Origin of the sequence: Bacillus sp. BPN334, from assembly GCF_008368885.1 — a bacterium.
Taxonomy (GTDB): Bacteria; Bacillota; Bacilli; order Bacillales; family Bacillaceae_G; genus Bacillus_A; species Bacillus_A wiedmannii.
Window position 1 is genome coordinate 361,741 of the sequence record NZ_QOZW01000003.1, and the last position, 14,549, is coordinate 376,289.

Sequence of the window (14,549 nt, forward strand, 5' to 3'; positions counted from 1 at the left end):
GATTATTAGTTGAACCAATCGGGCTTTTAAGGGCAGTTGATCCCCTACCTAACTTCTATGCTTTCGCTAAATTTTCAGGTGGAGGTCTTACTGCCCGTTAATGCGTGGTAAAAGACGTGGCACCTTCTAATGTATATGCGATATTGCTAAATTTAGAAGCTTGTCCACGTCTTTTGTCATAAAGAGAGCTACTTGTGCATGTAATGATATCGTGAGTAGTTTTTGAATGGAGGGTGATGTCATTGGTGATCTCTAACATTCGAATCGGCTTATTTATTTTAGCAATCGTTTTTCTAGTTCTTGTTTTCTTTTACTGGAGAAATGAAGAGCTCTACGAGGAGAAGAAGCAACGAATTAGAAAGACTTGGTATGGGTTGTTTATAATATTAGTCACCGTGTATTTCATGATAAAAGGAATTGATTTAACCCTCTGGAAAAATCTTTTAATGTTCACTGCAATGGTTATTTTCGTTGATATCGCATTTATTTTAACACCAAATATTTCAGAAATATGGGGAGCGAAATTTAGCGATATCGGTAAGACTGTTCAATCGATAAAACGGTCATTAATTGCTTCTAAAGCAAGAGGAGAAATATACACAACAATTATTCAAAATGTTAATCCAGCAGTATTCGGTACAATGGAATGGCATACGGAAGAGGAATATACAAAGAGCTTAAACGCATTTTTAGATTCGTATGGAGAAAAGATTGGTGCGAAAATTGTTGTATTTGAAGCGGCAAAAGAATTAAATACAAACTTTCGTGGTATCCGTTCTCAATTTAGTATTATCATTCCGTTAGAACACATTGAGCAATTGAATGAACAGAAAGCGGTGCAAGTAGAAAATGTCGGAATAATACCAGCAAAAATGGTGAGTGATGTTTTCATTGTTATTGATGGGAAGAAAAATAACCTGCAAGATCGAGATTTTGAAAATGTATATAATTTAACAATACATCATAGTTATTTTAGTAAATAAGGACAGGATTTTCTTCTGTCCTTTTCACTTATACATAAAGGGAAAGCAAATTTAGACAAACTTGTATAAAATCGGACAATCATTCCTACACTAGCACGTAGAGGTGATTGTAGTGATAAAAGATTATGACAATGATTTTTTTAAAGAAGAAAATGAAGATACAACTGATTTCTCGTTAATAAAAGGAGATACTTTGCAGCAAGTAGAAGAGTTAGAAGAAGAATTAAAAAGAAAATGATACGTGTACACGCTGTCTACATTTGCGATATAATATAAATAGAAGATTGTATCTTTTTGAAGAGGGGGAGAAGAGATGGCTGAAGTAAACGTACAAAAATCTTCATTTTTTAAAGAAAAAAAAGAAGAACCAAATACAGATTTCTCTCTTGTGAAAGGTGCATTGACTCAAAATATAGATCGATTAGAAAAATTTGTAGAGGCAATTCCATATAAGTATATAAAAAAGGGTAATTTAAAAGAGAATGCGTAAAAACATTCTCTTTTAAATTATCTCTTTATGATTTGTTTATGCGTTATTTCTTTTTTTGTTTAAAAATGATTTTATACATAAAATACCCAAGGGCTGCAAAAATGAATCCAATAGCAGCACCAACTATTTGTTTCATAAACAATAAGTATAACGAAGCAATAATTAGGGTAAATAAGATTAAAATTAATACATACTTTGAAATAAATTCTAACCCTTTGTACACTAGTAGAATGACACCTGAAAGAACAGTGATGATAGGTAATATCCTATTTTCGAAAAAGCCTTCCTTTTTTTTGCTAGAATGCTGTTGTTTATTCAATATAAATATACTCCCGTCTTAAAGGATTAATCTTTTATTAGTTTTGTTATTTCATTTACGAAAAGATTTTTGGTTAAATAGGTTATATCAAAGGAATCATTTATTATATTTCGAGTTAATAGCCATTGGGTGTTGGGTGATTCAATAACAAAGAATCCATTGTCAGAAATAACCTCATTCTTTTCGGTTGTATCTAGACGCATAATAGTGTAAATAGACTGTGTTGTTTTTAAATCTATTATCAAATTTTCAGCATATAAGGAATTAAATCCATTCTCTATTAACATTGTTTTCCCTTCTTGAATAGACAAAGGGAAAAACTTTTCAATATTTTGTACGATATGGTTTGGAAGAGTTCCTACAATGTCACTGCCTTTTTCTTCTTGCTGAAATACTAGCTGTAATAAATTTTTAGATTCTAAAAATAATCTATCGTCTGAAATTTCTTCGATTTTATGTGCAATACCATCTAAACTCTGATATGTAACGTTTGAAGTGTTATCAATATAAATGTTAGCAGTAATCGTTGTTTCGTTTATAAAATCGATTTTTTGAAGTAATAATGAAAGTTGCGGGTTACACATAGTGTTGAATAATTTCTCTATACTCGGTTGTAATTGCATTTCTTTAGTTTGTTGATTAAAGTTTAACAATCCTCTAGCATAAAGGGAATGCGCTGCAGTCAATAATATTTTTTCGACATCTGCTTTCTCTAGTTCATCATAAATAAGACTTAGTAATTCTTTTGCATAAGTTTGATTTTCTTTGGAATTCATTAGAAATGCTAATTCTTCTATAGAAACAATTTGTTTTTTATTCATAGCTCTGAAAAAGTCTAATTAGAGACTTTTTTTACCTCATTTCTTCAATTGATTTTTAATTTATTTTAAAAAATTAGTGAAGCTATCTGTAAAACTTGAAATACTCTCTTTAAACTTTTGACGAGGTACAAATTTATCTGCTAATTCATTGAATGCGGTTCCACCTACAGTAGAACCAATAATGCCACCTGCAATTGCACCAACAGCTGTACCAACTGGAGGGAAAATTAATGAGCCAGCTAATGCACCCGCTTCAGCACCCGCTACTCCACCTGCATAAGTTGAAGCTAAATTTCCAACTACCTTTCCTGTAGAATAAACTGTATCCATAGCAATATTAACACCAGCTTGAGAGCCATCATATTTTTTAAAATCACCTTGTATGGCGGATGTTAATGAACTTACTTCTCCTAATGCAGTAAGGGAAATGGAAGCTATACCAAAGGGTTTCATATTTTTTATAATATGCTTAGAAATATTAGATTCTTTAATACTATTTTTAGGAAGAGATTTATCTAATTTCCCTAATGATGCAGCGGTTTTTTCTAATGTTGAAAAGTCTTTTAAGGGAATTAATTTATTCCATATTTCTCCTGCCTTACCATTAACCCATTTACGAGTGACGATATCTACTAAATCATTTCTTTTTTTGTTAGGAATAACATTTAATACACCTGCCATTATACCTAATTTAACGGTGGGAGATAAGGAGGTCATCAATCCCTTTTTGAGAGATTCAAGCAAACTTCCCTCATTTGTAGATAACTCAGCTCCTGTTTCACTATCTACTTTTCTGAATTTTTCGGCCGATCTTTTTAGTTGAATTTCAATCTGTTGAAGGCAATGAATATATTTATTCATTACTTGGCTAGATTGTTGAAAATCATAATAAAACTTTTCTTTGGTAGAACCATACCAAATTGATTCAAGATATGAGATATCTTGTCGAAGGTTAGTGAATTGTACTTGTGCTTGCTCTTGAGCACTTTTAAACTTGTTAGCAGAAGCTTCTAATAATTCTGGAGTCACGATAATATTCAATATGGTTAACCTCCTTGTGTGAAAAATTATTTTAACCAAAAATATATTAGATTATAATTCCATTAAAATCTACTTTTTTATAATATCAAATATTATTATTAAATAGTAGATTAATATTGGTAATTTTATGATAATTAACAAAAATAAAAAAGAGAGAATGCCGGGTAGGAGTTAAAGATACAACTGATTTCTCGTTAATAAAAGGAGATACTTTGCAGCAAGTAGAAGAGTTAGAAGAAGAATTAAAAAGAAAATGATACGTGTACACGCTGTCTACATTTGCGATATAATATAAATAGAAGATTGTATCTTTTTGAAGAGGGGGGAAGAGATGGCTGAAGTAAACGTACAAAAGTCTTCATTTTTTAAAGAAAAAAAAGAAGAACCAAATACAGATTTCTCTCTTGTGAAAGGTGCATTAACGGAAAATATAAATCGTTTAGAGAAATTAATGAATAATGGTACTTCAAAATATATGAGAGCAAAAAAAACGAAAGAAAATGCATAGTGCATTTTCTTTCGTTTTTTTATACGATTAAATATTTAAAGGGTGGATTTTAAAGGATGAAATAGAAAGGGAAAGTAACGAATCATGGTATAATGATAGCAGACTTACATATTATTTTGTCATTTTGAGAGGAGCTTAAAAATGTATTCTACTTTAGAACAATTAACAAAGCACCCTGTATTTTATCATTTTGCAGAAATTTCAAAGATTCCTAGAGGATCTGGTAATGAAAAGGAAATTAGTGATTATTTAGTTGGTTTTGCAAAAGAGCGTAACTTAGAAGTGATTCAAGATGAAGAAATGAATGTCATTATTAAAAAAGACGCAACTACTGGCTATGAAAATGTACCAGCTATTATCATTCAAGGCCATATGGATATGGTATGTGAAAAAAATCAAGCAACCGTACATGATTTTGAAAAAGATCCAATTGAATTACGAATCATTGGGGACATGTTATATGCAAATCAAACGACTTTAGGTGCTGATAATGGTATTGCAGTTGCGTATGCAATGGCTTTATTAGATGCATCAGACATTTCGCATCCAGCACTTGAAGTAGTTATTACTACTGAAGAAGAAACAACAATGGGCGGGGCTTTCGCTGTTGATGCAAATCACTTTGAAGGAAAGATTTTTATAAATATTGATTCTGAAGAAGATCATAAATTACTTGTAAGTAGCGCAGGTGGTGCGAAAGCTGTAGAAACAATTCCAGTAATATGGGATGAAGTGCCAGCGAATACGGATGCATACCGTCTATATGTTGGTGGTTTAAAAGGCGGACATTCTGGTATGGAAATTGATAAACAACGCGGTAATGCGAACAAAGTATTAGGACGAGTATTACGAGATTTATCAGCAAATATCCAATTTGATATAAATGAAGTTCACGGCGGATTAAAAACAAATGCAATTCCGCGTGAAAGTGTAGCTACAATTGTATTAGCTACAGAAGATGTAGAGAAAGTAGAAGAAAAACTAGAATCATGGACAAGAGTATTACAAGAAGAAATGCGTGCTGTTGATCCAGATGTTCATGTAACTCTTACAAAATTGGATGAGAAAGTAGAAAAAGTATTTGCTAAAGAGACGCAAAAGCAACTTATTTCATCATTATTCTTAATTCCAAATGGCATTCAAAGTATGAGCATGGATATTAAAGGCCTAGTAGAAAGTTCAACAAATTTAGGCGTTATTGAAACGTTGCAAGATGAAATTAAATTACGTAACGAAGTGAGAAGTTCTGTCAGTAGTTTAAAACAACATGTTGCAAATGAAATTAAATGTATTGCCGAATTAGTTGGTGCAACATTTGAAATAGAGTCGGAGTATCCAGAATGGCCATACAATCCGAATTCGCAAATTCGTAATTTGTTTGAAAAAGTGCATCAAGAAAAATACAACAAAGATGCTGAAATCTTCGCTGTACATGCGGGTATTGAATGTAGTGCATTCGTTCAAAAGATGCCTGACTTAGATGCAATTTCATTCGGTCCAGATATATTCAATGTTCACACTCCAGATGAACATATTAGTATTTCTTCTGTTGTGAATAACTGGGGCTTCTTCGTTGATGTAATGAAGGGTACGAAAGAATTAGCTAAATAATATGAATGAAATGAAAAGTAGCCTATAAAACTTTATAGGCTACTTTTTTGTATATAGTTTTATTAGAAATTCATTTTTACGATATCATTTAATTTTTGCTTTTATTTCTAGGGGAGATTATACCAAAGACTGCTCCGGATATTGCACCGATTAAAGTCATAAAAATTGTACTCCATGCTGCAAATGACATTATTACACCTCCACATAATAAATTATTGTTTCTTAGCCTTTTGAATAGAAATGATAATTGCAACAACTATTAAGAAAATAAGAGGAGACCAAGAATAGAAAGACATGTAACATTCTCCTTTCAATACTATTTTTATACCTTTATATAAATGAATTATCGCATGTTTTAAAATTGAACATATAGAATATGCAATATTGCATATCGAATTGTAGGACATAAAGAAGTAAAAATGGTTCGTGAATAAAAATGCTAATTGATAAAGAAGGTAAGGATTTCTTCTAGCCTTAAAAAGGGGAAACGATCAAAAAAGCTCCCTATATATAAGGAGAGCTTTTAAAATGATTTTTGTCTAATAAAAATGTATCCAATATTTTTTTACTGATGAGATAAATGTAAATTATTTTGAGATTTTAAAGCTGCCCCCATAATAATAATTTTCTCCAAGTTTCATAACAGCTACATATGTTCCTGGATTATAAACATTAGTAATAGGTGTAACAAATCTACCATAATTATGTTTTAGACCTGAGTCATAAATGGTTTTATATCTATGCAAGTTTATTTCATCATTTTCATTTCCACCCAATTGATATATTTTTACAATACCAGTATCTTTACCACCAGTATATAGAGTAACATCAAATGTATCTCCATGTTTTAAGTCACCAACTGCTAACTCTTCTAAAAAATCTGCATTATGATGTAATAAAAAATAGCTTTGCCACCGCCAATTATCTGTAAATCGCGATTCTTTTTGTATAAGTTGCGATTCAGCAGACACAGGTGGGAGTGTACCAATTGTATTCGAAAATAAAAATCCTCCAACAGTCAATGCGCCAATAATTGTTGATTGCCTTAATAGTTTCATGTTCTAAACCTCCTATTTACTTAAGGATTCAGAAATCGTTTTTGTGAAAAACTAGCTGTGAAATCTAATGGATGATAATATCTTCTATAATCATATTAACATTTATTGATTTATCAGACAAATGAATAAATAATAAAACTATATCGAGGGAGTTAAGGCTAATATAAGAAAGAGGTTAGATGTATAGCTAAAAAATCTTTATTATATGTAATTGGGATTTGTTATTTGAAAACTCGATTGTTTTAATGCTGAAATTTCAATTCATACTTCAAGTTTCAGTACATAATTTTACAATTTGACTTATATAATTTATCACGATATGATTCCTTTATAATAAAAGAAAGGCTTGAAGACAATGATTCGTCGTTTGAGAAAGCTAAAAAATGTAGCAGTCGTAGTAAGCTTCTAAGTAAATAGCAAAATATATAATACTTAGAAGCGAGGAATAAAGTTATGAAGCATCCATTATTTAATCATTGGTCAGAAACAAAGTATTTAAAAGATATAGTAACAAATTCACTCATTGAGGTAGGAGAGTACTCCTATTATTCAGGTTATTATGGTCATCAAAATTTTGAAGATGGCTGTGTAAGGTATTTGTGGGGGGATGCTAAGTCCCGAGCGCTGTTCAATCCAATTGAACAGATGGGATGGCATCTTGATAAACTCATTATTGGGAACTATGTTTGTATTGCGAGTGGAGTAGTCATTTTAATGGGTGGTAATCATAATCATCACTCAGAATGGATTACAGTATATCCATTCGCTGAGCAAATTGAACATTCATATGAACCGAAGGGCGATACAGTCATTAAAAGTGATGCTTGGATTGGAATGAATGCTATTATTATGCCTGGCGTTATAATCGGTGAAGGTGCAATCGTTGCAGCTGGATCTGTCGTAAGTAAAGATGTTCCGCCGTATACAATAGTTGGTGGAAATCCTGCTAAGGAAATAAAGAAACGATTCACTGATACAGAAATGAAAATGCTAATGGAAATGCGTTGGTTTGATTGGGATAGAGAATTAGTTGAGAAGGCAATGCCGCTTTTATCTAGTTCATCTATTGAATTATTATATGATTTTTATAACAAGGAAGTAAAAAATAGATAGATCTGTGAGGGAAACTACATTCTATATAGGATGTAGTTTTTTTATTATAAAAAATTAATAATATAGACTAAGGAAAATTCATCTCTGGTATGAGTATAGTAAATAGCTGAATTAAATAATTAAAATCCTTGATAGCTAATAAAACCAGTGTGTCTCGATATTTAATCGGGATACACTGGTTTTATTTTTTGTAAATATGGAACAAACGTATTATTTAGATTGTCTATTCATTGTAATCCTAAAAAATATATTGGAGGTAACAGAAGTGAAAGGTATGTTTTGCAAGAGATTTATTGCAATAGTAACAGTGCTTACACTATTTTGTAGCATAATTGTTACATCTGGAAGAGCAACAGCGGAAACAGTCCCTGTTTTAGATGTAGAAGCAGGATCAGCAATTTTAGTAGAAGCGAATTCCGGAAAAATTTTATATGAAAAAAATGCGGATGAATCACTAGCAATTGCTAGTATGACAAAAATGATGAGTGAATATTTAGTTCATGAAGCGGTGGATAAAGGAAAACTTAAATGGGATCAAAAAGTTAAAATCTCTGAATATGCACATAAGATTTCACAAGATCGCTCATTATCAAACGTTCCATTAGAAAATGGTGGCTCTTATACAGTAAAAGAGTTATATGAGGCAATGGCAATTTACTCTGCAAATGGTGCAACAATTGCTTTAGTTGAAGAAATTGCTGGAAAAGAAGCCGATTTCGTGAAAATGATGAATGATAAGTCAAAAGAGTTTGGAATGAAAAATTATAAATTTGTAAATTCTACAGGCTTAACAAACTATGATTTAAAAGGATATCACCCAGAAGGGACAACTCCAGACGAGAAAAATAAAATGTCCGCAAGAGATTGTGCGATTTTAGCACAACGTCTTATTCAAGATTTTCCGAAAATGTTAGATACTGCAAAAATCCCTAAAAAAACATTCCAACAGGGTGGTAAGTATCCAATTGATATGACGAACTTTAACTGGATGTTAAAAGGTTTAATTAAGCAATACGAAGGTGTAGATGGGTTAAAAACAGGAACTACCCCAGAAGCTGGTGATTGTTTCACTGGTACAGTAGAAAGAAACGGTATGCGTCTAATATCTGTAGTGATAAAAGCAAACTCTCATGCAGCACGTTTTGATGAAACGAAGAAATTATATGATTACGGATTTGCAAATTTCGAAGTGAAGAAGGCCTATGGAAAAGACTCAGTAGCAAAAGGGCATGAAACAGTGCGAGTAGCAAATGCGAAAGACAAAGATGTTGTTGTTCAAACGAAGCAAGCTGTTTCACTTCCGATACCAAAGAACAACAAAGACGTATATAAAAAAGAATTTAAAGTATTGAATGAAGAACAAGAAGCACCTATTAAAAAAGGTGTAACAATAAGTAAAATGATTATCTCGCCTAAAGATAGTACAGATCCAGGGTTCTTATTAGGTAAATCATTACAAGTAGACCTTGTAACAAAATCTGATATAGAACAAGCAAATTGGTTTACACGTTTTATGCGTAACATCGGATCTTTTTTTAGCGGTATGTGGGATAGTGCGGTTGATATAGTAAAAAGCTAAATTTATAGGATAAAACTAAATATTAATCTGAAAAAAGAGTTTCGAAGTTTTATAAATTCTTATGTAGATAGTTTGGAATGGAAGATGGTATTAATTTTCAAATTGGATTCTTCGGAACTTTTCTTATTGTAATCAAGCTAAGCTAAATTTGTATCTATAAAAACAAAAAACGCTATTCTTTTTGTAGAAATATACAGAAAGGATGGCGTTTATTATGTATTTTTTGATTCAATGCATTCTAGTACAAAGTTAGTTTAATAAAGTTACATGAAGAAAAAACATCCATTTTTGCATCAAATGACAATAAAAAATGAATATCCGTTACTTATTTCTGTAAATAGATTTTATAAAAATTTAATAAAATCTTTTCTTTGTATTAAATATTTTGTTTTAAATTATTTATATAAGGAAACGGAGACCAGAAAACAGATGCATAGATTGACTTTGAACTGCTTATATCTGGGATCTAGATAGACATTATGTACAATTCTCCCACTACACTAGTATAGTGGCCTTTATGAACAGCAAAATCTACAATTTACAAGGAGAACATTTTATGAGTAAGAGAATAAAAGAATTAGATTCTATACGAGGGTTAGCGGCACTTACTGTGGTATTTGGACATTTTTGTTTAATGCTACCATCGTTGCCTAATTCTATTAAATTTTCCCCGCTTAGGTTTTTATGGGCGGGTGGGGAAGCTGTTATCGTTTTTTATGTACTAAGTGGTTTTGTGTTATCTATGGCACTTTATCATTCAAAAACAAATTATTGGGGATATTTAATTAAGAGATTTGTAAGAATCTATATTCCTTATTATTTTTGGATAATCATTACCTTTGTTTTATTTATTTTATTTTCGTCGTATGAAGTGGTAGGACTACGGGATTGGTTCTATGATAGGTGGCAAGGGTCTATAACAAAATTAGATATTCTAAACCACTTTGTGCTTCTTAATAACTTTTTTACGGAAAATTATAATCCAGTTATTTGGTCATTGGCTCAAGAAATGCGTATATCTATTGTGTTTCCTTTATTATTCCTTCTTTTTTATAAACTGAATTGGAAGAAAACGATACTATTTGCTTTGAGCTTTTCTTTCATTAGTGTTTTTCTTAATATGTTGCATATTGGGAAAGCTGAAGGATTTTATAATGGTTATGCTGATACACTGCATTTTACATCTATGTTTATGGTTGGAATGTTACTTTTTAAGTATAAGGAAAAACTTATTTACTCATATAGGAATATGAAAAAATTTAAAAAAGGATTTCTTATTGCATTAGGGATTATTTTATATTTATATTCCATTTTAATTTATGGTTTTTCCCGTAATGATACTACTTTCTTATTAAAAGATTGGGGTGTCGTAATGGGGGTTAGTATATTTATTATAATGGCTATGAGTAACCTAAAAGTAAAAGCATTTTTAAATAAGAATGTATTTGTATATTTAGGAGAAATTTCATACAGTATCTATTTGTGTCATTTTCCAATCATGATGGTACTATTTAAACTTTTGTATACAAAGATACCTATCTTTTTCCTTCTTACTTTGTGCATTGCAATGACACTACTTTTTTCTATAATTTCGTATCATTTAATCGAAAAGAAATGTATCAACTGGGCAAAACAAAGAACAACCAATTTTTTGAAAAAAGTATAATTCCTAGAGAGATTTTATTTCTTTAGTAAATATACGAATATGACCGATTCCTAAGTATACTTAGGAATCGGTCAATTTTGGATTCTAAATGTAAATATAATTGAAATCGAAAACTACTTAGAAATAACAATTACGGTGTGAGCTATTGTATAGTATAGATATGGTTAATAATAAAGGGGGACTACATATGTGGAAGCGATTTGTATCGATTGGTGATAGTTTTACAGAGGGCATAGGGGATGAAGTTGAGGGAATAGCATTAAAAAGCTGGGTAGATCATTTTGTTCAACTTTGTGTAAACGATATAGAATATGCTAATTTTGCAAAGCGTGGGTTAGTAACTAAAGAAATACGCTCACAGCAATTGGAAAAGGCATTAACGTTTAATCCAGATTTGGTTAGTCTAATTGCAGGTGCAAACGATGTTTTAAAAGGACGTTGGGATCATCAAGCATATAAGAACGATATGGAATTTATGATAGATACATTAAGTAAAACAGATGCTGATATTATTATAGCAAACCTTCCAGATTTTACAGTTCGGCTACCTATTTCTTCTGAAAAAAAACAAGTGTTAAAAGAACAATTATTAGAGGCAAATGAAATTATACTTTCACTGAGTAGAGAGTACAAGCTTCATCATGTTGACTTTTGGAATCATCATTTAGTTAATGATAATACGCTTTGGTCTACGGATTTGATTCATCCAAACTCAAAAGGATATGTAAAAGTTGCTGAATTGATTTTTAGTAGTTTGCCTGTACATGACTCTTCTAAATAAGCTTTAGAATGAACGCATCGAATCCCCTGTCGTATACAGCGCAGGGGTTTTGATGCGAAATAGAAGGATATAAAGCGCCTATAAATTATACTTTCAGTAATTCTTTTTATTGTTTATACTTAGTTATTTTCTATTGTAGGACCCTTAGTATAAGGGGTCTTTTTTGTTTCAAATATTTACAAAAAAGATAAGAGCGGAGAACTCAAACTAAAAGGTATTTTAAATAAAATTGTTAAAACAGCACTAATAATGACACCGATTGCTAAATAGATTCGCTTTTTTATTTGTAAGAATTTTAAAATCTTCCCCTTCGAATGCATCTGAACCATAAATTAATTTCTTTTGTAAATATGGAACAATCTCATTACTTACACTGTCTATTAAGCGTTACAACATTTTTTATTTAATATATCAAGAAAGGAATAAATATTTTTAACTAAGGGAGAAGATTGAATTGAAAAAATTATGGATGTTGGTTTTCTTTTGTTTTGCAGTTATGTTGGTAGGATGTAATAAAAACGAACCGCCAAAACAAGCATTTGAAGAATATATAAATTTATGGAATGATAAAAAATTCGCAAATATGTATGATCATTTATCAGAACATGCCCAAAAAACGATTTCTAAAAAGGAATTCACCGAGAAATATCAAAAAATCTATGAGGGTATTGGAGTTAAGGATTTAAAAATTAAAACGAAAGGAGAGAATGCTAAAGATAAAGAACTTTTTCTTTTTGAAGTTAATATGGATACGGATGGAGGAACAGCTTCATTTATCCATGAAGCAAAACTTGTAAAAGAAAAAGAATCTTGGAAAATAGATTGGACACCAGATTTCATTTTTCCAGGTATGAAAAAAGATTACAAAGTACGTATGCAAATAGAACAAGGAAAACGTGGAGAAATATATGATCGAAATGGGAAAGGTCTTGCAACGAATGGTAAAGCGACTGAGGTTGGAATTATTCCAGAGAAAATAGGAGAAATGGCGGCTCAAACAAAAGAAATAGTAGCACAATTACTTGATATGTCTATAGAAGAGGTCAATCAGAAGCTTACAGCGAAATGGATAAAACCAGACTCCTTTGTACCAATTGGTATTTTAAAAGAGGGAACTAGACAGAATGATTATATTGAATTAGAAGGAGTTTCATCTCGCCCAGTAAATATTCGGACGTATTCATTAGGAGAAGCGGCGGCACACTTAACTGGTTATATAGGAAAGGTGAATGCAGAGGAGTTAAAATCGCTTCAAAAAAAAGGTTATCAAGCTGATGATTTAATAGGTAAGACAGGTTTAGAGAAAGTATTAGAGAATAAATTGCGTGGCGAAAAAGGTGGACGCGTATTTATAGAAGATGAGAGTGGGAAAGAGATTAAAAACGTAGCAAAAAAAGAAGCGAAAGCAGGGGAAAATGTTACGTTAACAATTGATGCTGCAATTCAAGAAAAAATCTTTAATGAGATGAAAAATGAAGCAGGATCTAGTGCAGCGGTCAATCCTAAAACGGGTGAAACTATTGCACTTGTAAGTAGCCCTGCTTATAATCCAAATACAATAGTTAGAGGAGCATCAAAAGCCCAACGAGAAGCATGGAATAACGACTCGAAACTACCAATGATGAATCGTTTCACACAAGCATTTGTACCAGGTTCCGTATTTAAAACGATTACTGGTGCAATTGGTTTGGAAACAAACACTATAAACCCTAAGGAAGAATTTAAAATTCAAGGATTAAAGTGGACAAAAGATTCATCTTGGGGAAATTATTATGTAACACGTGTGAAGGAAGCTAGTCCAATTGATTTTGATAAGGCAATGAAATACTCTGATAATATTTATTTTGCTCAACAAGCTTTGAAAATGGGAAAAGATCAGTATGTAAATGAATTTAAGAAATACGGATTTCATGAAAAATTACCAATCGAATACGAATTTCCTATTTCAATCATTGCAAGAGATGGGATAAAAAATGAGATTCAACTAGCAGACACGGGATATGGACAAGGACAAGTATTAATGACACCACTTCATTTAGCATTAACATATGCACCGATTGTGAATGAAGGGAATATTCCGTCGCCTCATCTTTTAAAAGAAGCAAAAGTAGCGGGGAATTGGAAAGAAAATGTGGTTTCTAAAAAGAATCAAGAGATATTAAAGAGCGCATTAATAAAAGTCATTAATGACCCTGATGGCGCGGGGAGAATTGCTAAGGTCGATGGTATAACTCTTGCTGGTAAAACCGGTACAGCAGAACTGAAGGAGTCGAAAGAAGCAGACGGAAAAGAACTTGGATGGTTTGCAGCTTTTGATGCAAATGCGCCCGACATGATTGTTACCATAATGATCGAAGATGTAAAAGGAAGAGGGGGGAGTAACGTTCCAGGCGAAAAAGTAAAACATGTTTTTCAGAAAAAATAAGTAACTATAAGGTGAAATCTTTTACTACATTCATTGTTTGCTTAACACGAAGGTATAAATTGAGCAATACAAAGAACAATTAAGTTTCGAAAAAGCATTCTCCTTAATTGAGAATGCTTTTTTGTTGTGGCTGAATAAAGATGATAACACATCT

At 31.6% G+C, this 14,549-nt stretch carries 14 protein-coding genes; 10 read left to right on the top strand and 4 right to left on the bottom strand.

Going from position 1 to position 14,549, the window contains the following annotated elements; genetic code table 11:
* Positions 1–242: 242 nt before the first annotated feature.
* The 3 genes from DN393_RS03510 to spoIISB (DN393_RS31375) all read left to right on the top strand — a co-directional run bounded on the left by DN393_RS03510 (position 243) and on the right by spoIISB (DN393_RS31375) (position 1,473).
* Positions 243–983, top strand: a complete 741-nt coding sequence (locus tag DN393_RS03510) for a type II toxin-antitoxin system SpoIISA family toxin (RefSeq protein WP_064474160.1) — start codon at positions 243–245, stop codon at positions 981–983.
* Positions 984–1,095: 112 nt separating this feature from the next.
* Complete coding sequence (locus tag DN393_RS03515) at positions 1,096–1,221, top strand: hypothetical protein (RefSeq protein ID WP_064474161.1); 126 nt, start codon at positions 1,096–1,098, stop codon at positions 1,219–1,221.
* Positions 1,222–1,296: 75 nt separating this feature from the next.
* Positions 1,297–1,473, top strand: coding sequence for a stage II sporulation protein SB (gene spoIISB / locus DN393_RS31375; RefSeq protein ID WP_064475198.1), 177 nt, complete (start codon positions 1,297–1,299; stop codon positions 1,471–1,473).
* Positions 1,474–1,516: 43 nt separating this feature from the next.
* On the opposite strand, the gene DN393_RS03520 is transcribed toward spoIISB (DN393_RS31375), so the two are convergent.
* The 3 genes from DN393_RS03520 to DN393_RS03530 are packed head-to-tail and all read right to left on the bottom strand — an operon-like array spanning position 1,517 to position 3,654.
* Positions 1,517–1,792 carry a hypothetical protein gene (locus tag DN393_RS03520; RefSeq protein WP_064475199.1) on the bottom strand — a complete coding sequence of 92 codons (276 nt, stop codon included), beginning with the start codon at positions 1,790–1,792 and terminating at the stop codon, positions 1,517–1,519.
* Between the two features lie 26 nt (positions 1,793–1,818).
* On the bottom strand, positions 1,819–2,613 hold the full coding sequence (locus DN393_RS03525; RefSeq protein WP_176713062.1) for a hypothetical protein: 795 nt from the start codon (positions 2,611–2,613) through the stop codon (positions 1,819–1,821).
* A gap of 60 nt (positions 2,614–2,673) precedes the next feature.
* Positions 2,674–3,654: a WXG100 family type VII secretion target gene (locus DN393_RS03530; protein WP_064475200.1), complete on the bottom strand. Its 981-nt coding sequence runs from the start codon at positions 3,652–3,654 to the stop codon at positions 2,674–2,676.
* A 331-nt stretch (positions 3,655–3,985) separates the two neighbouring features.
* Here DN393_RS03530 and spoIISB (DN393_RS31380) point away from each other — a divergent pair, with 331 nt between their 5' ends.
* Entirely contained in the window at positions 3,986–4,162 is a 177-nt protein-coding gene (gene spoIISB, locus DN393_RS31380; protein WP_000852619.1) for a stage II sporulation protein SB, read from the top strand.
* 141 nt (positions 4,163–4,303) lie between these two features.
* The gene (gene pepD, locus DN393_RS03535) at positions 4,304–5,773 is read left to right on the top strand and encodes a beta-Ala-His dipeptidase (RefSeq protein ID WP_064475201.1); all 1,470 of its coding nucleotides are present in this window, start codon (positions 4,304–4,306) and stop codon (positions 5,771–5,773) included.
* 587 nt (positions 5,774–6,360) lie between these two features.
* Here the strand turns inward: pepD and DN393_RS03540 are convergent.
* Positions 6,361–6,831, bottom strand: a complete 471-nt coding sequence (locus DN393_RS03540; RefSeq protein WP_064475202.1) for a DUF5065 family protein — start codon at positions 6,829–6,831, stop codon at positions 6,361–6,363.
* A gap of 453 nt (positions 6,832–7,284) precedes the next feature.
* Between DN393_RS03540 and DN393_RS03545 the strand changes: the two genes are divergently transcribed.
* The 5 genes from DN393_RS03545 to DN393_RS03565 all read left to right on the top strand — a co-directional run bounded on the left by DN393_RS03545 (position 7,285) and on the right by DN393_RS03565 (position 14,395).
* A complete protein-coding gene (locus DN393_RS03545) occupies positions 7,285–7,944 on the top strand; it encodes a CatB-related O-acetyltransferase (RefSeq protein ID WP_000682543.1) in 660 nt (219 codons plus the stop codon).
* A gap of 265 nt (positions 7,945–8,209) precedes the next feature.
* On the top strand, positions 8,210–9,523 hold the full coding sequence (locus DN393_RS03550) for a D-alanyl-D-alanine carboxypeptidase family protein (RefSeq protein WP_064475203.1): 1,314 nt from the start codon (positions 8,210–8,212) through the stop codon (positions 9,521–9,523).
* Positions 9,524–10,040: 517 nt separating this feature from the next.
* The gene (locus DN393_RS03555) at positions 10,041–11,189 is read left to right on the top strand and encodes an acyltransferase family protein (protein WP_081257232.1); all 1,149 of its coding nucleotides are present in this window, start codon (positions 10,041–10,043) and stop codon (positions 11,187–11,189) included.
* A gap of 187 nt (positions 11,190–11,376) precedes the next feature.
* Positions 11,377–11,970, top strand: a complete 594-nt coding sequence (locus DN393_RS03560; protein ID WP_064475205.1) for an SGNH/GDSL hydrolase family protein — start codon at positions 11,377–11,379, stop codon at positions 11,968–11,970.
* A 454-nt stretch (positions 11,971–12,424) separates the two neighbouring features.
* Positions 12,425–14,395, top strand: a complete 1,971-nt coding sequence (locus DN393_RS03565) for a penicillin-binding transpeptidase domain-containing protein (protein ID WP_149173319.1) — start codon at positions 12,425–12,427, stop codon at positions 14,393–14,395.
* Positions 14,396–14,549 lie beyond the last annotated feature (154 nt).